The 26,988-nt window shown below is 44.7% G+C and carries 21 protein-coding genes, 3 rRNA genes and 1 other annotated feature; of the genes, 19 read left to right on the top strand and 5 right to left on the bottom strand.

Going from position 1 to position 26,988, the window contains the following annotated elements; genetic code table 11:
- The first annotated feature begins 2 nt into the window (after positions 1 to 2).
- On the top strand, positions 3 to 1,067 hold the full coding sequence (locus tag ERJ70_RS13120; protein ID WP_309506998.1) for a tetraprenyl-beta-curcumene synthase family protein: 1,065 nt from the start codon (positions 3 to 5) through the stop codon (positions 1,065 to 1,067).
- 37 nt (positions 1,068 to 1,104) lie between these two features.
- Here the strand turns inward: ERJ70_RS13120 and mnmM are convergent, their stop codons facing one another.
- Positions 1,105 to 1,671: a tRNA 5-(aminomethyl)-2-thiouridylate-methyltransferase MnmM gene (mnmM, locus tag ERJ70_RS13115; RefSeq protein WP_309506996.1), complete on the bottom strand. Its 567-nt coding sequence runs from the start codon at positions 1,669 to 1,671 to the stop codon at positions 1,105 to 1,107.
- Between the two features lie 124 nt (positions 1,672 to 1,795).
- Here mnmM and ERJ70_RS13110 point away from each other — a divergent pair, with 124 nt between their 5' ends.
- The 8 genes from ERJ70_RS13110 to rrf all read left to right on the top strand — a co-directional run bounded on the left by ERJ70_RS13110 (position 1,796) and on the right by rrf (position 13,663).
- The gene (locus ERJ70_RS13110) at positions 1,796 to 2,074 is read left to right on the top strand and encodes a DUF2524 family protein (protein WP_209365282.1); all 279 of its coding nucleotides are present in this window, start codon (positions 1,796 to 1,798) and stop codon (positions 2,072 to 2,074) included.
- A 169-nt stretch (positions 2,075 to 2,243) separates the two neighbouring features.
- Positions 2,244 to 3,206, top strand: a complete 963-nt coding sequence (locus ERJ70_RS13105) for a BMP family lipoprotein (protein ID WP_209365281.1) — start codon at positions 2,244 to 2,246, stop codon at positions 3,204 to 3,206.
- 15 nt (positions 3,207 to 3,221) lie between these two features.
- Complete coding sequence (locus ERJ70_RS13100) at positions 3,222 to 4,871, top strand: methyl-accepting chemotaxis protein (protein ID WP_209365280.1); 1,650 nt, start codon at positions 3,222 to 3,224, stop codon at positions 4,869 to 4,871.
- A gap of 77 nt (positions 4,872 to 4,948) precedes the next feature.
- Positions 4,949 to 5,161 (top strand) — a binding site (T-box leader).
- 86 nt (positions 5,162 to 5,247) lie between these two features.
- Positions 5,248 to 7,665, top strand: coding sequence for a leucine--tRNA ligase (gene leuS / locus ERJ70_RS13095; protein WP_209365279.1), 2,418 nt, complete (start codon positions 5,248 to 5,250; stop codon positions 7,663 to 7,665).
- 119 nt (positions 7,666 to 7,784) lie between these two features.
- Positions 7,785 to 8,096, top strand: a complete 312-nt coding sequence (locus ERJ70_RS13090; protein WP_309506994.1) for a rhodanese-like domain-containing protein — start codon at positions 7,785 to 7,787, stop codon at positions 8,094 to 8,096.
- A gap of 304 nt (positions 8,097 to 8,400) precedes the next feature.
- Positions 8,401 to 9,966: ribosomal RNA gene (locus ERJ70_RS13085) — 16S ribosomal RNA — on the top strand.
- Between the two features lie 360 nt (positions 9,967 to 10,326).
- Positions 10,327 to 13,244 (top strand): 23S ribosomal RNA (locus ERJ70_RS13080).
- Positions 13,245 to 13,547: 303 nt separating this feature from the next.
- Positions 13,548 to 13,663 (top strand): 5S ribosomal RNA (gene rrf / locus ERJ70_RS13075).
- The 16S, 23S and 5S rRNA genes sit together here, the layout of an rRNA operon.
- A 483-nt stretch (positions 13,664 to 14,146) precedes the next feature.
- Here rrf and ERJ70_RS13070 read toward each other — a convergent pair.
- A complete protein-coding gene (locus ERJ70_RS13070; protein ID WP_209365278.1) occupies positions 14,147 to 15,409 on the bottom strand; it encodes a BaiN/RdsA family NAD(P)/FAD-dependent oxidoreductase in 1,263 nt (420 codons plus the stop codon).
- A 279-nt stretch (positions 15,410 to 15,688) separates the two neighbouring features.
- Here ERJ70_RS13070 and ERJ70_RS13065 point away from each other — a divergent pair, with 279 nt between their 5' ends.
- Together ERJ70_RS13065 and ERJ70_RS13060 are read left to right on the top strand one after the other, a co-directional pair.
- A complete protein-coding gene (locus ERJ70_RS13065; RefSeq protein WP_209365277.1) occupies positions 15,689 to 17,314 on the top strand; it encodes a putative polysaccharide biosynthesis protein in 1,626 nt (541 codons plus the stop codon).
- A gap of 19 nt (positions 17,315 to 17,333) precedes the next feature.
- Positions 17,334 to 18,056, top strand: a complete 723-nt coding sequence (locus tag ERJ70_RS13060) for a pseudouridine synthase (RefSeq protein ID WP_209365276.1) — start codon at positions 17,334 to 17,336, stop codon at positions 18,054 to 18,056.
- Between the two features lie 44 nt (positions 18,057 to 18,100).
- On the opposite strand, the gene ERJ70_RS13055 is transcribed toward ERJ70_RS13060, so the two are convergent.
- A complete protein-coding gene (locus tag ERJ70_RS13055) occupies positions 18,101 to 18,319 on the bottom strand; it encodes a DeoR family transcriptional regulator (RefSeq protein WP_026569649.1) in 219 nt (72 codons plus the stop codon).
- 151 nt (positions 18,320 to 18,470) lie between these two features.
- On the opposite strand from ERJ70_RS13055, the gene ERJ70_RS13050 reads away from it, so the two are divergent.
- The 6 genes from ERJ70_RS13050 (at position 18,471) to ERJ70_RS13025 (ending at position 24,478) form a co-directional block, all read left to right on the top strand.
- Positions 18,471 to 19,496 (top strand): ion channel, encoded by a 1,026-nt coding sequence (locus ERJ70_RS13050; RefSeq protein ID WP_245207951.1) that lies wholly within the window; start codon positions 18,471 to 18,473, stop codon positions 19,494 to 19,496.
- A 30-nt stretch (positions 19,497 to 19,526) separates the two neighbouring features.
- Entirely contained in the window at positions 19,527 to 20,705 is a 1,179-nt protein-coding gene (locus tag ERJ70_RS13045) for an MFS transporter (protein ID WP_209365275.1), read from the top strand.
- A gap of 5 nt (positions 20,706 to 20,710) precedes the next feature.
- Positions 20,711 to 21,262: an RNA 2',3'-cyclic phosphodiesterase gene (thpR, locus tag ERJ70_RS13040; RefSeq protein WP_209365274.1), complete on the top strand. Its 552-nt coding sequence runs from the start codon at positions 20,711 to 20,713 to the stop codon at positions 21,260 to 21,262.
- A gap of 9 nt (positions 21,263 to 21,271) precedes the next feature.
- Positions 21,272 to 22,189: an NERD domain-containing protein gene (locus tag ERJ70_RS13035; protein ID WP_209365273.1), complete on the top strand. Its 918-nt coding sequence runs from the start codon at positions 21,272 to 21,274 to the stop codon at positions 22,187 to 22,189.
- Positions 22,190 to 22,509: 320 nt separating this feature from the next.
- The gene (locus ERJ70_RS13030) at positions 22,510 to 23,457 is read left to right on the top strand and encodes a diacylglycerol/lipid kinase family protein (RefSeq protein WP_209365272.1); all 948 of its coding nucleotides are present in this window, start codon (positions 22,510 to 22,512) and stop codon (positions 23,455 to 23,457) included.
- A 184-nt stretch (positions 23,458 to 23,641) separates the two neighbouring features.
- Positions 23,642 to 24,478 (top strand): phosphotransferase family protein, encoded by an 837-nt coding sequence (locus ERJ70_RS13025; RefSeq protein ID WP_209369359.1) that lies wholly within the window; start codon positions 23,642 to 23,644, stop codon positions 24,476 to 24,478.
- Here the strand turns inward: ERJ70_RS13025 and ERJ70_RS13020 are convergent.
- Together ERJ70_RS13020 and ERJ70_RS13015 are read right to left on the bottom strand one after the other, a co-directional pair.
- A complete protein-coding gene (locus ERJ70_RS13020) occupies positions 24,468 to 24,755 on the bottom strand; it encodes a YtzH-like family protein (protein WP_209365271.1) in 288 nt (95 codons plus the stop codon). The two genes, ERJ70_RS13025 and ERJ70_RS13020, sit on opposite strands and share 11 nt — an antisense overlap.
- Positions 24,756 to 24,999: 244 nt before the next feature.
- Positions 25,000 to 25,167 carry a hypothetical protein gene (locus ERJ70_RS13015; protein WP_209369586.1) on the bottom strand — a complete coding sequence of 56 codons (168 nt, stop codon included), beginning with the start codon at positions 25,165 to 25,167 and terminating at the stop codon, positions 25,000 to 25,002.
- 263 nt (positions 25,168 to 25,430) lie between these two features.
- Here ERJ70_RS13015 and trmB point away from each other — a divergent pair, with 263 nt between their 5' ends.
- The gene (trmB, locus tag ERJ70_RS13010) at positions 25,431 to 26,072 is read left to right on the top strand and encodes a tRNA (guanosine(46)-N7)-methyltransferase TrmB (RefSeq protein WP_209365270.1); all 642 of its coding nucleotides are present in this window, start codon (positions 25,431 to 25,433) and stop codon (positions 26,070 to 26,072) included.
- Between the two features lie 23 nt (positions 26,073 to 26,095).
- On the top strand, positions 26,096 to 26,968 hold the full coding sequence (locus tag ERJ70_RS13005; protein WP_209365269.1) for a YtnP family quorum-quenching lactonase: 873 nt from the start codon (positions 26,096 to 26,098) through the stop codon (positions 26,966 to 26,968).
- Positions 26,969 to 26,988 lie beyond the last annotated feature (20 nt).

Genomic DNA, 26,988 nt, shown 5'->3' with positions numbered 1-26,988 from the left:
CTTTGCCATACAGCATCCCGCGTACTTCGCCGATTTTAATGAAAAATGTATACACGAGAATATTCCCGCAGGTCGATCGTGAGTTGGCTTACTGGAAAAACAGAGCAAATATGATCCCGAATACCGAATTGCGTAAACAGGCGCAAGATAGTATCCGAGATAAAAAATTTCACTGTCAAGGCGGGGCTGTTTATAGTATTTTGGCTGGTCCACGTTGGCAGGAAGCCGTCCGTTTTATCGTTGCTTATCAAACGATCAGTGATTACCTCGATAATTTATGTGATCGGAGCACCTCGCTTGATCCCCGAGATTTCAGGATGCTTCATCAATCAATGGAGGACGCACTTTCACCAGCTGAATCCATAAAATCTTATTATTTTTACCGAGATGAACAGAACGACGGAGAGTATTTATCTGACTTGGTGAGGACCTGTCAAAAATGCTTGCGCAATCTGGACGATTATTCGTTGATAAGTGCTCATATTCAACAACTGGAGGGGCTTTATGCCGATTTGCAGGTACATAAGCATGTAAAGGAGGAAGAACGTATTCCTCGCCTGGAAGGGTGGTTCGAGGAATACAAGGAAAAATGGCCATACTTAAGCTGGTATGAATTTTCAGCATGCAGCGGTTCCACGCTCGGTATTTTTTGTCTTGTTTCCTACGCCATGGGGGACAGAATGTCTCAACCGCTTGCGGATGAACTGTTTGAAAGCTATTTTCCTTTTATGCAGGGTTTGCATATCTTGTTGGACTATTACATTGATCAGCAGGAGGACTTGGAAGAAGGGGACCTGAATTTTTGTAATTATTATACGACATCGGAAGAAATGAAGCAGCGGCTGCTCTTTTTCATTGAACAGACAAACAAAAATGTACAACGGCTGCCAAATCGTCAATTTCATGAAATGGTTCACAACGGACTTGTCGGACTTTATTTGGCAGATCCTAAAGTTGCAAAATTGTCAGGAGGAAAGGAAGTAACCAGGACCTTACTGCGAGCGGGGGGAATCCGCTCAACTTTTTTCCACTTGAATGTGAAAGTGTATAACCGGCTCAAACGATAAGAAAAAGCACAAGGCGGAATCAGTGGCCTTGTGCTTTTTATACCTTTTTTTGAAGAGCTAACAAGAATGGCGGATTGTTCTGCTGGTTAATAAACGCATATTGCAGTACGGAAAATTCCTTTTGATCTAAGCCGGTAAGATAATCGAGCAGCTCCTGTTTCTCCTGTTCTCCTCCATGATGACCATGATAGACGACGATAATGATAAGACCTCCTGGTTTCAGGATATCGGATATAGCCCGAATAGCTTCTATCGTACTCTCCGGAGTGGTAATCGTTTGCTTGTCACTTCCGGGCAAGTAGCCTAGGTTGAATATTGCCCCGCCAACCTGTCCATGATCTGTCTTGGGTATGTAAGATTGGACATATTGATGGTCAGCCAAAACCAGATGAACATTGTCGATTCCTTGTTCCTCAAGCAGCAGCATTGTCCGATCAATTGCCTGCTGTTGGATATCAAATGCATAAACGATACCATCGTCTCCGACAAGTTCGCTTAATACAGCCGTATCATGGCCATTACCGCAAGTTGCGTCAACCACTACTTCTCCGGGTTGTATGGTTTCTCTTAATAAGTCGTGTGCGTATGGGATAACCTTTTTCAACAATGTCCTCTTTCCCTTCCTCGTAATGGAAGCAGCTATATTTTATCATGAACCTCCTATTTAGGAAAATACCGTTGCGTATGAATATAAACGGGATTGCACACCTTATAAAGGGGTGATGAAAATGGCTACCAGACAATCAATCGATGACCTTATTGCCAGGACAACTGCCTGTATATCCGAAGCGGAAGAACAACTCGATATTACGAACCGAAATGGCTATTCAGTCGATGCAGACTATTCCGAAGCACAAGCAAAGTTGACCCAAATGGAAGCGGAGATCGCCAAATTAATGGATAGCTCCAATGCTCAGCAACGTGAACAACTACATCGGCTGCACCTGCTGGCAAGCCAGTGTTTGAATGATATGATTCTGGATCAAAATGATTTAGCAGGTGAATAGTTAATAAAACCGCCACAGTTTGATACTGGGCGGTTTTTTAGTATGTGAAAATCGAAAGAATATTTCAACTTTATTTTTTAAAATGAAATCGGGAGAGGTTTCCTTCAAATTTGTACTCAATTCCCGATATTATCTTTGGGACTATTTTTAAAGGGGAGTTTTTACATATATGAAAAAAATCATTCAAGTTGTCTTAATTACTATAATTGCAGTTCTTTTTATAGCTGGCTGTAGTCAACAAGAAGCTGCCGAAGGAGAGGAAGAACCAATAAAAATAGGGATTATGCTCTCAGATGTCGGTCTTGGCGACCAGTCTTTCAGTGACTCAGCGTTTACCGGGTTGATGAAGGCCAGAGATGAGCTTGGTATCGTGTTCGACTATAGGGAGTTAGATGAATCGGGGAGTTATGAACCAGGCCTGAAGGAGCTGGTCGAAGAGGATAATGATATTATTATCGGCCTTGGATATATGGTACAAGAAGAACTGGAAAAGGTCGCAGAAGAAAACCCCGATCAGCAATTTGTATTAATCGATGCCGTTTCAGGTTTAGAGAATATAACATCGGTCACCTTTAAAGCGGACCAGGGGAGCTATCTGGCAGGAGTACTGGCCGCCCTGACTTCCGATAGTAATACAATTGGGTTCATTGGCGGGGAAAACAATGATACGATCAACCAGTTTATGCACGCTTACAGAGAAGGTGCTAGGTCGGTTTCCAGCGACATCAATGTATTGGTAGAGTATGCCGGTGACTTTGGTGATGATCAGCTGGGAGCAAAACTTGCCGGCAAAATGGCTGACGAAAATGCAGATGTAATTTTCGCTGCTGCCGGCTTTACTGGAACAGGAGCATTAAAGGAAGCACAGAATCTGGGGATATATGCGATTGGTGTGGACTCGGATCAATATTTCCACGCTGAAAAAGCTGTGATTACTTCTGTCATGAAGAACATTGATTCCGCGGTTTATGAACTCGCTTCACAACTAGTGGAAAATCATGAAATAAAGCAGGGGCAGTTAGACCTCGGGATAGACGACAACGGGGTAGGCTTGGCTCCTGTGCGGATCGTTAATCTGACACAGAGAGAAAATGAGTTGTTGGAAGATGCAAAGCAGCAGTTATTGCAATAACGCTAGGGGGATATTATGACGATTAAGAAAAAACTTTTACTCAACTCACTCGGAATTTTATTGCTAGCTTGTTTAATCGTAGGATTTATTATTTATAATATGTTACAAATTCAGTCTTCATCATCTGACCAAGTTTCCATTTTATTGAATATTGAAAGGGTTCAATCAGAAATGAATGGTACAAAGCAAAGCCTGAGCAACTTTTCCTTTTCAGGAACGGATGCCCTAAAACAGGAATCGACTAGACAAATGGAAGCAAGTCAGGCATTGCTTGAAGAATTAAAGGCGACAGTAAGCGACCAAACCAGCCTTGACTACTTGACGAAGGCAGAAACGAAATTTGACGAATGGAGGGAGCAAGTTGCTGCATCCCTTGATGAAAAGGACTTGGGCGAAGCAAAGCGCCAATCGATCCGAACGGATGGCATACTGAATGATATTTACATGCTTAGTCAATCAGCTGAGAAGAATTACCAGGACATACAACAGCGGTTGAAAAACCAAATCCGGTTCACGATTGTTTCTTCCATAATCGGCTGTGTCGTATTGTTGGTAATAGCTTCAATCTCTACTTTGAAAGTAACGAATTCAATTTCGACTACCCTTCGTAAGCTGGCTGATAATGCCAGAGAGATTGCAACCGGTAATTTGGCAGTACATCCTCTGGATTACAACAAGTCGGACGAATTGGGTGCACTGAATGATTCATTTAGTAAGATGGCAGAACAACTTCGTGACTTAATTTCCTCGATTGACGGGGTGAGTAAGGATGTGGAAAGTTTTGCAGCTGTTATCGATGAAGAGAATAAGTCTCTGACCGAAGTGAGTAAACAAGTTGCTGTATCCACAGACGAATTATCCGCTGGTACACAATCCATTTCGGAAGACTTGCAGGACGCCGTAACCTTAATTGAACAAATGGATGGTGACTTTTCAAACAATGTGGAACATACCAAACAAGCTGTAACCTTTGGTAATGATGCAGGAGAAGCAGTCGCTTCCGGACAAAAAGCCATTCGTTCTCAGCAGCAACTTGTGGAGGAAAATGCCAAGACATCGCAGGAAATCAGACAAGCAGCCGAGACATTTGCCAACTATACAGGAGAAATCAACAACATGGCAAAATCGGTTGCTGAGATAGCTGAACAGACGAATTTGCTTGCATTAAATGCTGCGATAGAAGCCGCCCGCGCCGGAGAAGCCGGGAAAGGCTTCGCAGTTGTTGCAGAGGAGGTGCGCAAGCTTGCCGAAGACTCCTCGACTGCAACAAGTCATATTTTTGAAATGGTAAAGCTAATCGAGAATGGGATCAGTGACATTACCGTATCCGTGGAAAGAGGTGCCGGCATCGTAAAAGAGGAACAGGCTTCAATGGATAAAACAACTGCTGCTTTCACCAATATTGAGCGGAAAGTGGAAGGGTTCAGTAAGGAATTATCCATTTTGCTGGAGGGGATTCAACGTTCAAAAGGTACAGGACGAAAAGTGCTGGACAATGTGGAAAGCATTAGCGCGGTTGTTGAACAGTCGGCTGCCGGGAATGAACAAATATCCGCTTCTACACAGGAACAATTGACCGCGTTCAATCATATGGTAGAGCAAGTTGCCAAGTTAAGAAAGCTGACAGATGAATTAAACGAAACAGTAGGTGCATTCCATCGTTAGGCAAGCGGGTATTTCCGCCTTGTCACAAACCTTGACAAATACCTGGGGTTTCTTTACAATACGGTTAAATTAATAAATGAACGACTTGGATAAGGAGTAGTAATAATGTTTCCAGGTGTCAGAGAGACAGCGGCCGGTGAAAGCTGTCCCTGGACATTATGAACTCGCCTTTGATGTCGCAAAAGTGAATCTGCGCCAGTAGCTTTTGTCGTCGGCCGCGTTAAGGCTTCAAGCGGGCGCTTTTTGCGCTAAGTTGGGTGGTACCGCGGGATTAATCTCTCGTCCCATTATGGGATGCAGGGATTTTTTTATAGCTTTTTGCGGGATTTTTTGCGACTTAGAGGGCAGGTCGAATCAATTGAAGGAGGAATGGCCAATGTCATTCGATCATCAAAGAATAGAAGAAAAATGGCGAAATTATTGGTTGGACAACAAGACTTTTAAATCAAACAGTGATACAGATAAGGATAAGTATTATGTCCTCGACATGTTCCCTTATCCATCCGGTGCAGGCTTGCACGTTGGCCATCCGGAAGGCTATACAGCAACAGACATCCTTGCAAGAATGAAGCGCATGCAAGGCTATGAAGTATTGCATCCTATGGGGTGGGATGCCTTCGGACTTCCAGCTGAACAATATGCATTGGATACAGGGAATGATCCGGAAGAATTCACTCGACAAAATATTGAAACCTTTCGCAGGCAAATCCAGGAACTTGGCTTTTCCTATGATTGGGACCGGGAAATCAATACTACTGATCCAAATTACTATAAATGGACGCAATGGATTTTTCTTAAGCTATATGAAAAAGGGCTTGCTTATATCGACGAAGTGCCTGTTAATTGGTGCCCCGCTCTTGGTACTGTTTTGGCCAATGAAGAGGTGATCGATGGAAAGAGTGAACGTGGCGGTCACCCGGTCGAGCGTAGACCCATGAAACAATGGATGTTGAAAATAACTGCCTATGCCGATCGTCTGTTGGAAGACTTGGAAGAGCTTGACTGGCCGGAGAGCATCAAGGATATGCAGCGAAACTGGATCGGTCGCTCGGAAGGAGCGGAGGTCCATTTTGACATCGACGGTTTTGAAGATTCATTCACGGTGTTCACGACCCGCCCTGATACACTGTTTGGCGCCACTTATGCAGTCATGGCACCGGAACATCCGTTGATTGACAAAATTGTCTCCTCAGAACAACAACAGAAAGTCGCCGATTATATCAAGGATGTCCAGGCGAAAAGTGATTTGGAACGTACCGATCTTGCAAAAGAAAAGACTGGAGTCTTCACGGGTGCATATGCCGTCAATCCAATCAACCGAGAAAAATTACCGATATGGGTGGCCGATTATGTATTAATGAGCTATGGCTCTGGTGCCATTATGGCGGTTCCGGCACATGACGAAAGAGACCATGAATTCGCTGTTAAATTTCAACTACCGATCATCCCGGTGCTAGAAGGCGGCAATACGGAAAAAGAAGCTTTTACCGGTAATGGTCCACACATCAATTCAGGATTTCTTGATGGTCTGGATAAAGAGGAAGCAATCGACAAAGCGATAGAATGGCTGGAAACGAACGGAAAAGGTGAACGGAAGGTGACCTACCGCCTGCGCGACTGGTTGTTCAGTCGTCAGCGTTACTGGGGAGAGCCGATTCCGATTATCCATTGGGAAGACGGAACAATGTCTGCAGTAAAGGAAAAGGACTTACCGCTTGAGCTTCCAAAAACAAATGAAATAAAACCATCCGGAACTGGTGAGTCTCCACTGGCTAATATAGAAGACTGGGTTTCCGTAGTGGATCCGGAGACTGGTAAAAAAGGCCGGCGTGAAACGAATACGATGCCGCAATGGGCGGGAAGCTGTTGGTACTTTTTGCGCTATATCGATCCTCATAATCCAGATGCACTGGCGGATTATGAGAGACTGGAAAAATGGCTTCCGGTAGATACGTATATTGGTGGAGCAGAACATGCTGTGCTACATTTGCTTTATGCCCGTTTCTGGCATAAGTTCCTGTATGATATCGGAGTAGTTCCGACGAAAGAACCGTTCCAGAAGCTGTATAACCAGGGAATGATCCTTGGGGAAAACAATGAAAAAATGAGCAAATCCAAGGGAAATGTAGTAAATCCTGATGAAATTGTCGCTTCTCATGGAGCAGATACACTTAGACTTTATGAAATGTTTATGGGACCGCTGGATGCAGCTGTGGCTTGGAGCACCAATGGACTGGACGGAGCAAGACGCTTCCTCGACCGGGTGTGGCGCTTGTTTGTGACAGAGGATGGAAAGATTTCCGGAAAGATTGTCTCGGACTCGCACGATGCGTCCCTTGAAAAGGCTTATCACGAAACGGTCAAAAAAGTGACGGAAAACTTTGAGGCTTTACGTTTCAACACAGGGATCTCCCAAATGATGGTATTTATCAATGATGCCTATAAAGCGAAAGAGATCCCGCAGCTTTTCGCAGAAGGGTTTGTAAAGCTTCTTTCCCCTGTAGCACCACATCTGGCGGAAGAAATCTGGGAGACCTTTGGACACAGTGAAACACTTGCTTACCAAAGTTGGCCGGCATTTGACGAAGCGAAGCTTATAGAAGAAGAAGTGGAAGTCGCCATACAGGTAATGGGCAAAGTCCGAGCGAAGATGATGGTTTCAAAAGACGCTTCAAAAGATGATTTAGAAAAGCAGGCGTTGGAACTGGAGAGTATCCAAGACTGGCTTGAAGGCAAAACAGTTCGCAAAGTCATTGCTGTTCCAGGTAAACTGGTTAATATTGTCGCTAACTAACAGGAAAGCCTCCTAGTAATGGGAGGCTTTCATTGTTTACAGAAGAGAATCCTCTTATAATATAGAGGTGTTTAGAAATGTTTATATTCTATCCGGTCTTAAATAAAAGGAGAGTCAAGATGATGGATTCCATAAAAGAAATAACCTCGGCTGAATTGCAAGAAATGTTAGGTCAAGGTGAAAAAATATCTTTAATAGATGTTAGAGAGGAAGAAGAAGTAGCCAACGGGATGATCGAAGGTGCTGTACACATCCCTCTACGGGAAATTCCTGAAGCAATTGAATCTATGGACAAGCAAACGGAATATGTGTTGATTTGCCATTCAGGGATGAGAAGTATGAATGCTGCCTTATTTATGCAAGAAGAGGGATTTGTTGTTCGTAACCTTGTAGGTGGAATGATGAAATGGGATGGAGAATTGATTATTTAAGGTTTTAAATGAGGGGGAGTGGGGTAAAGTTAATATACCTAACTTCCCACCATCATAAAACTGCATAAAATATTAAAATTCCTCTTGATTTATTCTTCTATACCTAGTAATATATTTATTGCTGTCGCATTGAAGCAAGTAATCGAAAAAATCCTAAAAATTGGAATTGACATCAAGTCAATATGATGGTAGAATTTAATTACTGTCGCTAAGGCAGCTTTTGATCTTTGAAAACTGAACAAAACAACCAGTATGTCAAGCAAGATATACAAGCTAGTTTTTGAACGAGCAAGCAAGCTCATCATTTATGGAGAGTTTGATCTTGGCTCAGGACGAACGCTGGCGGCGTGCCTAATACATGCAAGTCGAGCGCGGGAAGCAGGCGGATCCCTTCGGGGTGAAGCCTGTGGAACGAGCGGCGGACGGGTGAGTAACACGTGGGCAACCTGCCTGTAAGATTGGGATAACTCCGGGAAACCGGGGCTAATACCGGGTAATACCTTCCTCCGCATGGAGGAAGGTTGAAAGGCGGCCTTTTGGCTGTCACTTACAGATGGGCCCGCGGCGCATTAGCTAGTTGGTAGGGTAATGGCCTACCAAGGCAACGATGCGTAGCCGACCTGAGAGGGTGATCGGCCACACTGGGACTGAGACACGGCCCAGACTCCTACGGGAGGCAGCAGTAGGGAATCTTCCGCAATGGACGAAAGTCTGACGGAGCAACGCCGCGTGAACGATGAAGGTCTTCGGATCGTAAAGTTCTGTTGTCAGGGAAGAACAAGTACCGTTTGAACAAGGCGGTACCTTGACGGTACCTGACGAGGAAGCCCCGGCTAACTACGTGCCAGCAGCCGCGGTAATACGTAGGGGGCAAGCGTTGTCCGGAATTATTGGGCGTAAAGCGCGCGCAGGCGGTTCCTTAAGTCTGATGTGAAAGCCCACGGCTTAACCGTGGAGGGTCATTGGAAACTGGGGAACTTGAGTACAGAAGAGGAGAGCGGAATTCCACGTGTAGCGGTGAAATGCGTAGATATGTGGAGGAACACCAGTGGCGAAGGCGGCTCTCTGGTCTGTAACTGACGCTGAGGCGCGAAAGCGTGGGGAGCGAACAGGATTAGATACCCTGGTAGTCCACGCCGTAAACGATGAGTGCTAGGTGTTAGGGGGTTTCCGCCCCTTAGTGCTGAAGTTAACGCATTAAGCACTCCGCCTGGGGAGTACGGCCGCAAGGCTGAAACTCAAAAGAATTGACGGGGGCCCGCACAAGCGGTGGAGCATGTGGTTTAATTCGAAGCAACGCGAAGAACCTTACCAGGTCTTGACATCCTCTGATCCCTCTAGAGATAGAGGTTTCCCTTCGGGGACAGAGTGACAGGTGGTGCATGGTTGTCGTCAGCTCGTGTCGTGAGATGTTGGGTTAAGTCCCGCAACGAGCGCAACCCTTGACCTTAGTTGCCAGCATTCAGTTGGGCACTCTAGGGTGACTGCCGGTGACAAACCGGAGGAAGGTGGGGATGACGTCAAATCATCATGCCCCTTATGACCTGGGCTACACACGTGCTACAATGGATGGTACAAAGGGAAGCGAAACCGCGAGGTGAAGCAAATCCCATAAAACCATTCTCAGTTCGGATTGCAGGCTGCAACTCGCCTGCATGAAGCCGGAATCGCTAGTAATCGCGGATCAGCATGCCGCGGTGAATACGTTCCCGGGCCTTGTACACACCGCCCGTCACACCACGAGAGTTGGCAACACCCGAAGTCGGTGAGGTAACCTTTTTGGAGCCAGCCGCCGAAGGTGGGGCCAATGATTGGGGTGAAGTCGTAACAAGGTAGCCGTATCGGAAGGTGCGGCTGGATCACCTCCTTTCTAAGGATATACGAAAGGCGAAAGCACCCGGGTAGCGACGTACAAACTGGACTGAACCGAAGGAGATAAAGGAAACACAGCGAACAGCGTGAGCTGATGTTGACTTATCGTACGGAGGTGAGGGAAGTTGTGCTAGTCGCTGGGTGCTGGAGCTGGACAGGAATAGCTCTTACGAGCTAAACACAGGACATACTTGGTTGTTTGGTTCAGTTTTGAGGGATCAATTCCCTTAATTACTACTTGTACCTTGAAAACTAGATAAGATAAATAGGAAGTGAAGGCGACTGCTCAGCAGGAGCTGGAACTAGACTATGCAAGACATTCAACGACATTGAAGTAACACGTCATTCACGAACGATAAGTTAAGTGAAGAAGGGCGCACGGTGGATGCCTTGGCACTAGGAGCCGATGAAGGACGGGACAAACACCGATATGTCTCGGGGAGCCGTACGTAGGCATTGATCCGGGAATTTCCGAATGGGGGAACCCCCTGCCCGTAATGGGGCAGGACGCTTATCTGAATTCATAGGATAAGTGAGGCAGACCCGGGGAACTGAAACATCTCAGTACCCGGAGGAAGAGAAAGCAAATGCGATTTCCCAAGTAGCGGCGAGCGAAACGGAAACAGCCCAAACCAGAGAGCTTGCTCTCTGGGGTTGTAGGACACTCCATCGGAGTTACCAAGAAACAGTTTAAGCGAATCGATCTGGAACGATCAGCCAAAGAAGGTAAGAGCCCTGTAGTTGAAAGATTGTTTCCTCCGGAGTGGATCCTGAGTACGGCGGAACACGAGGAATTCCGTCGGAATCCGGGAGGACCATCTCCCAAGGCTAAATACTCCCTAGTGACCGATAGTGAACCAGTACCGTGAGGGAAAGGTGAAAAGCACCCCGGAAGGGGAGTGAAAGAGAACCTGAAACCGTGTGCCTACAAGTAGTCGAAGCCCGTTAATGGGTGACGGCGTGCCTTTTGTAGAATGAACCGGCGAGTTACGATCTCCTGCAAGGTTAAGTCGGATAGACGGAGCCGCAGCGAAAGCGAGTCTGAACAGGGCGAATCGAGTAGGGGGTCGTAGACCCGAAACCGTGTGATCTACCCATGTCCAGGGTGAAGGTCAGGTAACACTGACTGGAGGCCCGAACCCACGCGTGTTGAAAAACGCGGGGATGAGGTGTGGGTAGGGGTGAAATGCCAATCGAACACGGAGATAGCTGGTTCTCTCCGAAATAGCTTTAGGGCTAGCCTCAAGAGTTGAGTACTGGAGGTAGAGCACTGATTGGACTAGGGGCCCTCATCGGGTTACCGAATTCAGTCAAACTCCGAATGCCAGCCACTCGATCTTGGGAGTCAGACTATGGGTGATAAGGTTCATAGTCGAAAGGGAAACAGCCCAGACCGCCAGCTAAGGTCCCAAAGTATACGTTAAGTGGAAAAGGATGTGGAGTTGCTTAGACAACCAGGATGTTGGCTTAGAAGCAGCCATCATTTAAAGAGTGCGTAATAGCTCACTGGTCGAGTGACTCTGCGCCGAAAATATACCGGGGCTAAACGTATCACCGAAGCTGCGGATTGTTCTTGCGAACAATGGTAGGAGAGCGTTCTAAGTGCAGCGAAGTCAGACCGTGAGGACTGGTGGAGCGCTTAGAAGTGAGAATGCCGGTATGAGTAGCGAAAAAAGAGTGAGAATCTCTTTCACCGAAAGCCTAAGGTTTCCTGAGGAAGGCTCGTCCGCTCAGGGTTAGTCGGGACCTAAGCCGAGGCCGAAAGGCGTAGGCGATGGACAACAGGTGGATATTCCTGTACCACCTCCTTTCCGTTTGAACGACGGGGGGACGCAGAAGGATAAGGAAAGCGCACTGCTGGTCATGTGCGCCCAAGCAGTAAGAGAGTCGGATAGGCAAATCCGTCCGGCAATCTCAAGCTGTGATGGGGAGGGAAATAAAGTACCGAAGTTCCTGATTTCACACTGCCAAGAAAAGCCTCTAGTGAGGAAAGAGGTGCCCGTACCGCAAACCGACACAGGTAGGCGAGGAGAGAATCCTAAGGTGATCGGGAGAACTCTCGTTAAGGAACTCGGCAAAATGACCCCGTAACTTCGGGAGAAGGGGTGCTTCTTTTGCGAGAAGCCGCAGTGAATAGGCCCAAGCGACTGTTTAGCAAAAACACAGGTCTCTGCGAAGCCGTAAGGCGAAGTATAGGGGCTGACACCTGCCCGGTGCTGGAAGGTTAAGGGGACGCGTTAGCCGCAAGGCGAAGCGTTGAACCGAAGCCCCAGTAAACGGCGGCCGTAACTATAACGGTCCTAAGGTAGCGAAATTCCTTGTCGGGTAAGTTCCGACCCGCACGAAAGGTGCAACGACTTGGGCACTGTCTCAACGAGAGACCCGGTGAAATTATACTATGCGTGAAGATGCGCATTACCCGCGACAGGACGGAAAGACCCCGTGGAGCTTTACTGTAGCCTGATATTGAATGTTGGTACAGCTTGTACAGGATAGGTGGGAGCCTTAGAAACCGGAGCGCTAGCTTCGGTGGAGGCGCCGGTGGGATACCACCCTGGCTGTACGGACCTTCTAACCCAGGACCGTGATCCGGTCCGGAGACAGTGTCAGGTGGGCAGTTTGACTGGGGCGGTCGCCTCCCAAAGAGTAACGGAGGCGCCCAAAGGTTCCCTCAGAATGGTTGGAAATCATTCGCAGAGTGTAAAGGCAGAAGGGAGCTTGACTGCGAGACCTACAAGTCGAGCAGGGACGAAAGTCGGGCTTAGTGATCCGGCGGTGCCGTATGGAAGGGCCGTCGCTCAACGGATAAAAGCTACCCCGGGGATAACAGGCTTATCTCCCCCAAGAGTCCACATCGACGGGGAGGTTTGGCACCTCGATGTCGGCTCATCGCATCCTGGGGCTGTAGTCGGTCCCAAGGGTTGGGCTGTTCGCCCATTAAAGCGGTACGCGAGCTGGGTTCAGAACGTCGTGAGACAGTTCGGTCCCTATCCGTCGTGGGCGTTGGAAGTTTGAGAGGAGCTGTCCTTAGTACGAGAGGACCGGGATGGACACACCGCTGGTGTACCAGTTGTTCCGCCAGGAGCATAGCTGGGTAGCTACGTGTGGAAGGGATAAGTGCTGAAAGCATCTAAGCATGAAGCCCACCTCTAGATGAGACTTCCCATCATTTTAAATGAGTAAGATCCCTCAGAGACGATGAGGTTGATAGGTCCGAGGTGGAAGCGTGGTGACACGTGCAGCTGACGGATACTAATCGATCGAGGACTTAACTTAAAACAAAAAGTGAAGGCGACTGGTCAACAGCGTATGGATAGATCAGCCAGATGGTAGTACGCCGCTTTGAGCGTACGAAAAGCTGGATGAACTATACACTAGCTGTTAGGAGCCGTAACTGGATTAAAACAAAAAGCGTCGCGGGCTTCGGCCCGCAGAGCTGGATTAAAACGTGTGAAGTTCGTTGATGTCTTCCTTCTTATCTAGTTTTGAAGGTACACTTTCTAAAGATGTACACAAAGGAAGTTCTGTTAAAACCGTTCACGTCCTGTGAACAACACAGAACGACCTGCATCCTGCAGGCCTGGTGGCAATAGCGGAGAGGCCACACCTGTTCCCATGCCGAACACAGCAGTTAAGCTCTCCAGCGCCCATGGTAGTTGGGGCTTTGCCCCTGCGAGAGTAGGACGCCGCCAGGCAAACCAAACACCCTTGAATGAGGACATCCTCGTTCAAGGGTGTTTTTTATATCTCTTTCCCTCTGTGATTGTGGCTCTATACTGAATGTGGCGGTGTCCCCGGTCGTGATAAGTGTTTCTGCAGTGTGCCAAAAAAGCGAAATAGCGTAGCAGAGGAAATAAGCGAGACTCCCTACGGAAAAACGGACGATCGAGGCCTCACAGCGGACTTTGCGAGGAGGCTCGGGCGTTCGTCCGCGGAAAGCGAGTTTACTTCCTCTTCGGTCTGAGTATCGCTATATTTATGGAATAAGCCTTTTGATAAAGAGAGGGTGGGGTGATAAATCACACCACCATATTTGACAGTGACCGTGATTTTGCGCTCAAGTGTTACAGTTGATAAAAACTGTTACATAACTTGTGAATGCCTTCACCTTAACTTCCTGTCTAAGTGAGTATAAGCACTTAACCATCTGAAAAAGAGCGGAAAGGGTGCAATAATATTTACTTGGCCAATGCTTCCCATGCCGCATTCATTCCAGCTACTCTTCCTGTTACCATAGCGGAAGTGATGTTATAACCGCCGGTGTAACCATGGATATCTAGGATTTCCCCGCTAAAATAAAGTCCGTGCATGAACTTAGATTGCAGCGTATTGGGTATCACCTCTTTAGTGGAGACCCCTCCACCTGTTACAAACGCCTTCTCTATAGGCTGGGAGCCGTTAATCTTAAATTGGAATTGCTTCAAATCACTTATAAAGAGGGAAAACTTTTCCCGGGAAATATTCGCTGCTCGATCTTCTAAAGAAATGCCATTTTTTTCCAGTAAATAATCAAGAAAACGTTCAGGAACAAGTCCTTTACAAACATTTTTAACTGTCTTTTTTGGACTTTCCTCCAAAAGTTTTTTATAATCATCCAGCAAAACATGGAGGGAGCGATCTGGTAAAGCATCGATTTCCATCTTTACTTCCTTGTTTCCTTTCTTTAATTCTTTGACGACAAATTGTGAACACCTCAATACAGCTGGCCCAGAAACACCAAAATGAGTAAACAGCATGTCCATCCGGTGTGTGATAATTGGTTTGTTTTTATTATTCAACACGGATAAAGCTACGTCGCGCAGTGCAAGACCTTGCAATTTCTTTTCCTTGATAAACGTTTCCGAAGAAAGGAGGGGTACCTCTGTAGGATAGATGTCGGTAATCGTATGTCCTGCTTTCTTTGCCCATGCATACCCGTCACCCGTACTTCCGGTATGGGGAACGGCTTTTCCTCCAACTGCAACGATGATTGCGCCAGCTGTGATTTTTTCTTTGTCTTTAAGGATAATAGTGTGCTCGCTTTCGCCGTAATCAATTGCTTCCACGGGAGTGTTTGTCCTAATCGTTACGTTCAATTCCGCCAGCCGGTCAAGCAATGCGTTCACGACACTTTTAGCGGAATTGCTGACAGGGAACATTCTGCCATGGTCTTCTTCTTTCAATTTGACTCCTAGACCTTCAAAAAAGTCAATGATATCGTAATTATCAAAAACAGAAAAAGCACTGTATAAAAAACGGCCATTTCCTGGAATATGTTTGATTACTTCTTCTTGGGGGAGCCGGTTGGTGACATTGCATCGGCCACCTCCGGAAATGGCTAGCTTTTTCCCCAATTTGTTTCCTTTATCAATTAAAAGTGTATGCGCACCGTTTTCGGCAGCAGCAATTGCAGCCATCAGTCCAGACGGCCCTCCACCGATCACGACTACTTGGTAAGTCAAAATTTCTTCATTCCTTCCTGTTATCTGACTGGGTATATAGGGTAGGATTCCTTATATAGTCTGTCACTACTATAGCATAGCATGTCGTCAGTATACGCAAAAAGTCGCAGGATTTCCAATGGGGACTTTTCGGTATGTAAAAGTCCATGCGGGATGGAAACTTCACTCTGGCATCGCCAAAATATAACAGAATGCAAAATAAAACCCCAAAATTCTGTTAGAAATCGAACGATATGATAAAATAGACTAGTTAGATAAAGGAGATGCAGGTGAATTATCATGGCTGTAAATAATATAGTACGCGGTACCATGCTTTTAACTGCCGCTACATTTTTATCGAAATTTTTAGGGATGATATATGTTATCCCATTTAATGAGATCGTAGGTGCTGAAGGAGGAGCGTTATACCAGTACGCATACATACCTTATAACATTTTGATCAGCATTTCGACGGTCGGTGTACCTTTGGCCGTTTCCAAATTTGTTTCGAAATATAATTCACTCGGCGACTATCAAACTGGAAGAAAAATGTTCAAAGCAGGATTCAGTTTAATGGCGATAACAGGTTTCATCGCTTTTTTGATAATGTTCTTAGGTGCTGGGATACTTGCTAATATTTATATACCAGATGATTCAGAAGGAATCGCTGCAGCAGATGTGGCAATGGTCATCCGAATGGTGAGCTTCGCCTTGTTGGTCATTCCAGCAATGAGTATTGTCAGGGGATTTTTCCAGGGGTATCAATCAATGGGGCCGACTGCAGTGTCACAAGTAGTCGAGCAAATCGTTCGCATCATATTTTTGTTGGTTGCCGTCTACTTAGTAATTGATGTGTTTGGTGGAACAACAAAATTAGCTGTAGGTTTTGCTACATTTGCAGCCTTTGTAGGAGCAATTGCTTCCTGTGTCGTGTTGTGGGTTTTTTGGCGGAAAAGAAAGCGTCACTTGGACAGGCAGGTTCAACAGCAGGTGGAAAGTTACGATTTGCCGCTGAACGCTTTGTTTAAAGAGCTCTTCCGTTATGCAGGACCGTTTGTATTGGTGGGAATTGCAACGCCACTCTATCAATTTGTCGATTCGGTTACGTTCAAACGCGGAATGGCAGCGATTGGGCAAAGTGATATTGCAGATGTCGCATTGTCGAACATTAACTTGTACGGGCATAAGCTGGTGATTATCCCCGTCACCCTCGCGACGGGGATGTCTTTAGCCGCTTTGCCTGCGATTACAAAATCGTTTACAGAAAAGAACCGGCAAAGGATGTATCAGCAAATCAATCAATCTTTGCAAACGATCATGTTGCTGATTCTCCCATCGATTGTTGGATTATCTATCCTCTCTAATGAAGCATATCAGTCTTTTTATGGGACTTTCAAAATCGATTTAAATGGGTCATTATTAGGATGGTATGCCCCGGTAGCACTCGCTTTTGGATTTTTTACCGTGAGTTCATCGATATTGCAGGGAATCAACCAGCAGCGATTTGCCGTAATCAGTCTTACCGCTGGATTGATGGTCAAAGTCTTTTTGAACCTTCCGTTTATCCATACCTTTGGTGCTAAAGGAGCCGTACTAGCAACCATGCTGGCGGTCGTTACTGCTGTCCTTCTAAATCTATGGAGAGTAAAACAAGCAGTGGCTTTCCCGTTAAAACAATTTATTAAGCGATCCATGCTGATTGCCATTTTCACAACGATTATGGGAGTCTTTGTCTGGCTGGTGAAATGGGGTCTTGGATTTTTTATATCCTACCAGGATGGCAGGGCAGAGGGAGTCTTAGTACTGGCTGTCGGAGTTATTGCCGGAGCGATCGTTTATTTATGGCTTTGTTATGAATCAACTTTGCTGGAACGCGTTTTGGGAAGCAGAGTAAGAATCATCGATAAATTTTTGAAACGAAAATAAAATAGAAGGAGGGAACAAGATGAGAATCGATAAGCTGCTTGCCAATATGGGCTATGGAAGCAGAAAAGAAGTAAAAGATCTATTGAAAAAAGGGAACGTCCGCTGCGATGATCAAGTGGTAAAATCTCCGCAGACGCATGTGGATCCGGATAAAAGTATCATCACAGTGTTTGGTGAAACAGTTGAATACAAAGAGGTGGTTTATTTAATGATGAATAAGCCGCCGGGATACGTATCTGCTACAGAGGACCAACGCGACTTGACAGTGGTAGATTTATTGGAACCGGAAGATGCTGTGTTGGATCCTTTTCCGGTCGGAAGGCTTGATAAAGACACCGAAGGGCTGCTGCTAATCACCAATGACGGCAAGCTTGCCCATCAATTGCTCTCCCCTAAAAAATATGTGGGCAAAACGTATTATGCAAGTATCGATGGAAGGGTCACACAAGAGGATATTGAAGTTTTCCAAAAGGGTGTGATTTTGGATGATGGCTACGTCACCCAGCCGGCAGAATTGAAAATTTTGACACGTGGAGAGATGTCCGAAATCGAACTAACCATTACGGAAGGCAAATTTCATCAGGTGAAACGAATGTTCGAGTCGGTAGGAAAGCGGGTGACCTATTTGAAACGCATCTCTATGGGGAGTCTCAAGCTTGATCCTGCTTTGCAGCCAGGCGAATACCGGGACCTTACTGAAAAAGAGTTGGACTACTTACAAAACGAGCACATAAAAAAATAGACTGACGAAGTAAGTCAGCCATTTGTTTATTTATTAACAATGCTTCATGAAATTTTGACTTTCTTTCTAGTGATTTTCCATCTTCCCCGATTTGGGCTCACTACCAGGCCGTTATGCTCTAGTACATGAAGGTCTCGTTGTACAGTACGATCAGTGATTCCAAATTCTTCAGCTAGTTCTGTTGTGGAGACTGTCCCGTTTTCTCTTATATAAAGATAAACAGCCTTCACTCGAGTTAGCATCCGGGTTGTTGATTGATTCAAAAAACCACTCCTTAACGTTCAAGTCATTGAATTGTGGTGCAAGTGAACCTTTGAAGTTATTATAATTTTACACCTTTTTAAGCAAAAACGCTAGAATTTCTAGCTATTTTACTGACAATTCACGTTATTTTAACAAAAGGGGGATGATTGTTTGCTTAGAAAAATTATCTTGAAAGTGGTTGTCATCAGCAACACGATGCTGTTTATATCCAGTGCGTTGCTGATTCTGCTTGCTTCTGTCTTGATTGTCGTGGTAGAACCGGAAACTTTTCCGACTGTATTTGATGGTTTCTGGTGGACAATGACTACGGTAACAACGGTCGGATATGGAGATTACTCCCCTGCAACTTTTGGCGGCAGGTTGATAGCTTTGGTTCTATACATATTGGGCATTGGACTAATCGGTGTTGTCATTGGAAAAGTATTGGATGGGCTCGGAAAATTCCGGAAAAATCGTGAGGAGGGTAATATCATGTTTTATGAAAAGGGGCATTATATTATCATTGGCTGGTCTCATAAAGCAAAGGCAGCCATTAAGGAAATGCAGGAAACCAATAAAGACGCTGAAATCGTCATCGTAGATGATTTGGAAAAGGCCCCGATGCTGGCGGAAAATATCCATTACATAAGAGGCAATGTTTCGGGAGGAGATGTCCTGGAAAAGGCGAATATAAAAGAAGCGGAAGCCGTGTTGATTTTTGCGGATGAACGGGTACAGGACAAGCAACTTGGGGACGGCCGTACGCTTTTGATTGCTACGGCTGTAGAAGCTGTGGCACCGAACGTACATACCATCGTGGAAGTCATGGAAGAAGCACACATCAAGAATTTTGAACACATTCAGGTAGATGAGTTCATTATTTCCCATGAGACCATTTCGTCTCTGTTTGTCCGATCTGCCTTTCGGAAAGGGATATCCAGTGTGTATAACCAACTGCTTCGCAGATCATTTGGGGATGATTTATTCCATGTCCCCAGGCAAAGTCACTGGAAAACATACCGTGATGCTTTCGATGAACTGCTGGCAGACGGAGCTACCCTTATCGCCGATCATACCAATCTCAGTGTGAACAGGATGCTGGATAAACAATTGCCGGAAGACGCAGAATTATATGTTATATGTGATTTAGAAACATATGAACGAATATACCAAAAGTATTCTGGGAATAGACACTAAATAGAAAAAGATAAATAGAGAGGGGATAGAATGGGACAACACGAAAAAACATACCGTTTTTTACAAGTATTCTATTTTTTCACCTTTTTTTCTAATGGTGCTTTATTTCCATTACTAGCCGTCTTCCTTGAAGAAGAAAAAGGACTAAACCATACGGAGATCGGTGTTATCGTATCAGCAATTCCTTTGGTTACTGTATTTCTTCAACCTATTTGGGGCGCAATCAGTGACTTTACGAAAAACCCAAGAAAATTATTACTGATTTCGGGACTTGCAGCAGGGCTGCTCGGCTTCGGATATCCTTTATTGAATGGATATTACCCCTTAGTGTTCGGGATTATCATCATTGCGATATTCCAGTGTGCAATTATCCCGCTATCGGACAGCTTGACGCTTAATTATGTACAAACGCAAAAAAAAGATTATGGAAACATCCGGTTAATGGGATCTGTCGGCTTTGCTGTCGCTGCGTTCTTGCTCGGACGTTTGACGGATATGACCGATTCCATCAATTGGATTTTTTATGCTTTTTCCTTAGCAATTTTGCTGGCTCTGTTAACTTTATTTGATTTCCCGAAACGCGGACAAGGCGTGACCGTTTCTTTTCGGACAGGGCTTACCAGCTTGTTTAAACAAAAAGAGTTCAGCTTGTTTTTACTGGCCAACTTTTTAGTCTTCGGTCCGGTGTTAGCCAATAACTTTTACTTCAGTACTTTTGTGCTTACTGCAGGCGGAACCCTTGCAGGTGTGGGGGTTGCATTCTTGTTTGCTGCTGGGAGTGAGGCGCCGTTTATGCGGTTCACACAGAGTATCATCAATAAAGTTGGTATCATGAATGTGCTGTTGATCAGCGGCAGTGTATCAAGTGCAAGGTGGTTATTATATTTCTTTGAACCGCCTACAAGTGTTGTTTATGGCACGACCATCGTACAGGGCATTTCTGTCGGTCTTTATGTACCGGCAGCGTTGATTTTTATCCGGGACATCGCGCCAAATGCCTTACAAGCTACTGCTGTCGGTGTTTATAGTGCCGTGGGCAATGGTGTGGGAAATGCATTTTTCACGTTCCTTGGTGGCATAATGATAGATGCGGGAACCATTTTTATCATGTATGGTTTCTTCTCCCTAATTACACTGTTCGGCCTTGGGCTGCTAGTCTATATACAGCGGTTGGTAAAGGCCGAGGATCTGCTTACCGTAGGAGGATGAGGTTGATGGCTGATTCGCATTATTTTCTCGGCATTCCGTTGGATGAACGAATACAACAACAATTGGTACTTGTTCAAGAGAAATTAAGAAGGCATCCTGATCTAGCGTATAAAAACTGGACGCACCCGCAGGATATGCACATTACACTTAAATTTCTCGGTCCTTCAGCCGATAGTACTATTAAAGAATTAACAAACAGCTTACAGCAATTCTCACAAAAAGACTGTTTCTCCCTTGAAGTCAAAGGGATCGGTTTCTTTGGAAACCCACAGAAGCCAAGAGTTGTCTGGGCTGGTGTGGAAAAAACCAGCCCACTGGCGGCTCTGCAAAAACAAGTGGATGCATTATGCCAAACTTTCGGATGGTCTCCAGAATACCGGCCATACCGTCCACATATTACGCTCGCAAAAAAATGGGCAGGAACCAAAAAAGTAAATGCCCCAATTACAGAAGAACTCGCTCTTGGAAACTTAGAAGTAGAACGTATTCATCTGTATCAAATACATCCATCTCAAACTCCTAAATACAAAGCGATTGAAATTGTCAGCTTAAAATGAGGTGAGCGATTGGCGCAATTAGTTAAATTACAAAATTACATATCGCGTTATGAGAAGGATATTTTTCATTATCCGGGACAGTTTAGCAGAATGAAAAAGGAAAAATGGAATAATACCTTGGACCAGTGGGAAGCGGAGCGATATTCTTCAGAACAGGAGTTGGAAAGGCTCCAGCAAACAGAGGAGACTTCCATGTCGAAGTGGCGTTCTTTGTTTAGCAAAAAAAACAAGCAGGAAGAAGTCTGGACCGTGGAGAAAGAAAAACCAGGGCTTCCGCATACCAAAGAAGAATTGAAACATCAATTCCTTGATCGGCTGATTGCTTTTCAATTAAAATGGGCCTCTTCTACCGTAAGTCAAATGTCATTTTTAGATAGGGCTTTTTTACAGGACCAAACGTTGAAGTATTTTTTGCAGCGGTTCCCTGATACGTATTTATTCATGTACGAACCTGTCTTCACCTTGAAAAATAGTACGATGGAGGGCGACATTGTTTTTATACAGCCGCAAGGCATAGAGATTATAAATCTAGTAGAAAACCCTGCAGCCGATACGGTTTTTGCCAAGGAAGGACGGATGTGGGAAATCACCATTCAAGGTAAAGAAGAACGGCTTCTAAGTCCAATGCTGTCTTTGAGAAGGACCGAGCAGATTATCAAAAGCATTTTGGATTTGCATCAGATCGAATTTCCTATACAAAAGACAGTGCTTTCCCGCATGAATTCGATTCAATCGGAACACGTGCCTTATCGTACTCGCTTTGTAGACAAGCAGGGACATGGTGAATGGCTGCAACAACATAGACAAGAAGTTTCTCCACTGAAGCATAAGCAATTAATGGTGTGTAAAGCGCTGCTGAACCATTGCCAGACAGTAGCAGTCAGGCGGAGAGAATGGGAAGAAAACGACGGTTCCCAACCATTATAAAGGCGATTTTCAGACGTCTTCTGGCGTTTAACATGAAAGATATAAACGGTGAAGTTAACTTTCTCCTTCATATCTTCTGTCCATTTGTAAGAGTGATAATCTATCGCTGCGGAGGTCCGTGGGCGGTTGGAGAGATTCCTCAACCTAGTATGCTGAGGAATCTCGCCGGGGTTTTTCTCCCGCAGAAAACAAAGTCGTGCTGCTGGAGTGAGTTTAAGTACTTAACCTTTTTAGAAGAATCATAAGAAACAAGATTTTCCATATCTTCAAACTAGAAAATGGTTTGGTGATATCCAGAAAACCGAATAGGGGATAAGGTCATGTATATTTTTATCGTAAATACAATGGCAGCAAATGGGAGAGGGCTGAAGATACTGAAAAAGCTGGAATCAGACCCGTTATTTCAAAAGAGCTACTGTAGATCGTTCCGGACAGAATACAGGGGACATGCGGAAAAATTGGCTCAGCAGGTTGCCGAAATACATAAAGAGCAGGTTGAATGCGTAATAGTCATTGGCGGGGATGGCACTTTGCATGAAGTGGTCAATGGCTTGCAACATCATAGTTGGATACCCGTTGCCTTCATTCCTGCGGGAAGCGGAAATGATTTTGCCAGAGGAGTAGGAATGGCCAGCGATCCGTTAGCCATATTTCGATCAATTGTTTCAAAAAGACGCTATAAATCTTATTGGCCAGGGGTGTATTTGACCGATAACCGTACAAAAAAGTACTACCGCCATTTCGTGAATAATTTAGGATTCGGTCTGGAAGCCGAGGTTACAGCAGCAGCAGAACGGATAAAATCAAAAAAGTGGTTTTCCTTGTTAAAACTGTCAAGATGGAGCTACCTGCTCGGATTGTTGGTGGTGATCAAAGAATTTAAACCGTTACGGATAATATTGAATCTAGATGGGGAGAGAAGACAGTTAGACAATGTCTGGATGATAACAATATCCAATCACCCTTACTTTGGAGGCGGAATGAAAATCAATCCCACTGCAAAAATACAGCCCGGTTCATTTTCTGTACTGACAGTGGAGAATATTACTAGGTGGAAACTATTACTTTTATTTATGAGTGTGTACTGGGGCAAGCATATGAATTTAAAGGAAGTTTCCCATTTTCAAGTATCCTCCTTGACGATAGACTCCGAAACACCTATCCAGTTCCAGACAGATGGACAGGTAGGCACGTGTAAGAGTTGTCAGGTCAGTAAAGAAGCCGACAGCAGGAAAATATTTGGTGCTTTTACGAAATTAACTTCTTGAAATCCACCCATTAAATGAGTTAATCTAAAATATGTCTGCTTATTTAGCACGGGTGTTGTTCAACTTTGCATTTTGTGAGCTTCTGTACGCAATCGGCGACGGTAGTATCGGAAAAATAAAGGCCAGGAACAATATGATGGTGAGTAAAACACACCTATACAATAAAACAACAATGCTTTTCTGGATGGAAAATCAAGACGGATTTGAGGAATTGAAGGTGAATTGGTTGGATAACATATTAGGCGATGATTGGACAATAACTCCTGCTGGCGGGTCTTCAGGAGAAGCATACTATGCACACAGTGAACGAAAGCGACTCTTTCTGAAGCGTAATTCATCCCCATTTTTAGCAGTATTGTCTGCGGAAGGAATCGTGCCAAAGCTTGTTTGGACAAAACGAATGGAAAATGGTGATGTGATTACAGCCCAACAGTGGCTGGACAGCCGGGAATTGACCCCTGAAGAAATGCAGCATCCTCGTGTTGCAAAACTGTTAAGCAGGATTCATCATTCTTCAGAATTGCTGGATATGCTTATGCGGATAGGAAAGCGTCCGATCAAGCCGGAAGATATTTTGTATGATGTCAAATCCAATATTCGGATCCATGAAGAAACAGCAGCACAATTAGAGATTCATAAAGCAATGAAATATTTAGAAACAATGCTTCCGCGTGTACAATACTTTAAGCAAGTGGTTTGTCATTGCGATATGAACCATAATAACTGGTTATTGTCCGGGGATGGCCAACTTTATCTGATCGATTGGGATAATGCCAAAGTGGCAGACCCTGCTATGGACATAGGGATGATTTTATACTGGTATATCCCTGAACATGATTGGGATGACTGGTTATCCCGTTATGGAGCGGCACGGGATAACCGGTTGATTGAAAGAATGTATTGGTATTTGATTGCACAGTCCGTTAGCTACATTTTATGGCACAAAGATCGCGGGGAAATAAAAAAAGCTGACCAGCGTCTGCAGGAGCTGGAGCGTTTGCTTAAGCGTGTCAACCAATAGTCGGCGGGTTGATGGCGTTTACCCATTGCTGCAAATTTTCACGGTTGCTTTCAATATGGTCATCTAAATTTTGGACGAGTTCCCCCTGTCTGCTGTAATCATAAATGGCAGGCAGATGCCTTTGCAAAACGGAATCAGTAACAGACTCTTCCGCTATCATTGATTTGACCAGTCGTTGAATTTGCTGGCATTCGGCTACACTACCGCAGCATTCCTCGGAATGCTCGCTTAGGATATCGTAAAGCAAGTCAAGTTGATTTTGGACATTTTTGGTCATTGCAATTCCCCCTTTTACTGCTATTATTTCTCGGTAATTCTTATATTATGCATAACGAAAAAGGACAGGGCTCCCAATTTTTTGGGAGCCCTGTCCTTTTTCTCACCTAATAATAATTGCGCTAGAATAAATGGTGTGAAGCGGTTTGCGATTTTTCTAAGGAAACACATTTGCAAAAACTCCACCGTTCGGCACCGATCAATCTATCGTAATAAATAATCAACCAGTTACCTAAATACGGGATTCAGGCTTTGTTTATTTGCGGGGAATATTTCACTTGCTTGGCTTTGACTTCCCTGTTTGCTTTTTCGTTCAGTTTTTCGAAAGGGTAAATAAATAGTGCATATCCAGCAAACATGACGGAAAATACAGCCAGCACAATCGTTTCAATCGTTGTGGTAAATAGTTTCAATGGTATTCACTCCTGTTCGTCCGATTCATCTCGCACGTCTATCATCATACCCTTGAAAGCGTTGCCACTCCAATGTCTATTTGACTTGTTGAGAATTGATATAAACGGCTCAGGATCCCTCAGAAAAATTTATCTCTTCAACGATGATATATAGCCTTTTTTGGTTAGGTTTTCTTACATATACGCAAAATTTGCGATAATCTTTCGTTTTTGTTGAAATAATGGTAAGGTTTATACGGTATAAAAAGAGAGGGGTTACGACATTGCGTTTAAGACATAAGCCATGGGCAGATGATTATTTAAAAGAAAATGATGATATAGTGGTTCAAAATCCATTTGAGCTGAAAGGAAAATGGAATTCTCTGTTTTCCGAAGACCAGCCACTTCATATAGAAATCGGTACCGGCAAGGGCCAGTTCATCGCAGGTATGGCCACTCAACACAGTGAAATCAACTTTATCGGAATGGAAAGGGCAAAAAGCATTATTGTCAGCGCCGTAGAGAAAGTGAAGCAAGCGGAAGTCGAGAATGCAAGACTGTTGAATGAAAATGCAAAGGATTTACGCGATTTGTTTGCGGAAAATGAAGTGGATAAAATTTATTTGAATTTTTCAGACCCTTGGCCAAAAACAAAACATGAAAAAAGAAGGCTTACTTACCACACTTTTTTACAGCAATATAAAGGAATTCTGAAGGCGGATGGAGAAATCGTTTTAAAGACGGACAACCGTAAACTATTTGAATATTCTTTGGTCAGTTTTTCTAAATTCGGGATGGTTCTCGATGAAGTACTATTGGATTTGCATGGTTATCATGATCCGGAAAACGTCCAGACAGAATATGAGGAAAAGTTTTCTGGAAAAGGGCAACCGATTTATCGCTGTAAAGTATATTTTTCTTCATAAGAAAAAGGGGAGTGGGAGAGCAAATGGAGTCGTTGACAATTGGGAGAGCGACGCTGACTTGGCTGAACGGGGGCGTCAATCACTTGGATGGCGGAGCCATGTTTGGGGTGGTTCCGAAAGCGTTATGGAGTAAAAAGTACCCTTGTAACGAAAAGAATCAAATCGAATTAAGAACAGATCCCATATTGCTTGAATTGGATGGCAAACGTTACTTGATTGATTCCGGTATTGGCAACGGGAAATTGACAGATAAGCAAATTCGTAATTTCGGGGTGGCGGAACAGTCCAGTGTGGAGAGTTCGCTACGGGAACTGGGATTGTCTGTCGCCGATATCGACGCAGTTTTGATGACGCACTTACATTTTGACCATGCCTGCGGGCTGACAAAGTGGCAGGACAATAGGTTAACAGCTGTTTTTCCTGATACGCCGATATATGTAAATCAAACGGAGTGGGAGGAAATGAGAAATCCTAATATCCGTTCTGTAAACACCTATTGGACAGACAATTGGCAGCCAATCGAGAACCAATTTGTCGGCTTTGAACAACAGTTGACAATAGCACCGGGTCTGGAAATGATTCATACTGGAGGACATAGTGATGGCCATTCGATTCTACTATTTAAAGATGGAGAGGACATGTTCATCCATATGGCTGATTTGATGCCGACGCACGCCCATCAGAATAAGCTTTGGGCCCTCGCATATGATGATTATCCGGTAACTTCTGTTCACGAGAAACAAAAATGGATGGAATACGGGGTGGGGCATAATGCTTGGTACACCTTTTACCATGATGCTTATTACCGGGCACTGAAGTTTGACAAGGACGGCAATCGTGAAGGGCAAGTGGAGCGCGAACGATATCCTTATCCGGAAGTTGGAACTTCCTTATGAAAAAAACAGGACCAAATGGC

Origin of the sequence: Sediminibacillus dalangtanensis (assembly GCF_017792025.1) — a bacterium.
Classification (GTDB): domain Bacteria; phylum Bacillota; class Bacilli; order Bacillales; family Amphibacillaceae; genus Sediminibacillus; species Sediminibacillus dalangtanensis.
Note: the sequence above shows the minus strand (reverse complement) of the source record. Positions and strands in the feature narration are given on the sequence as shown.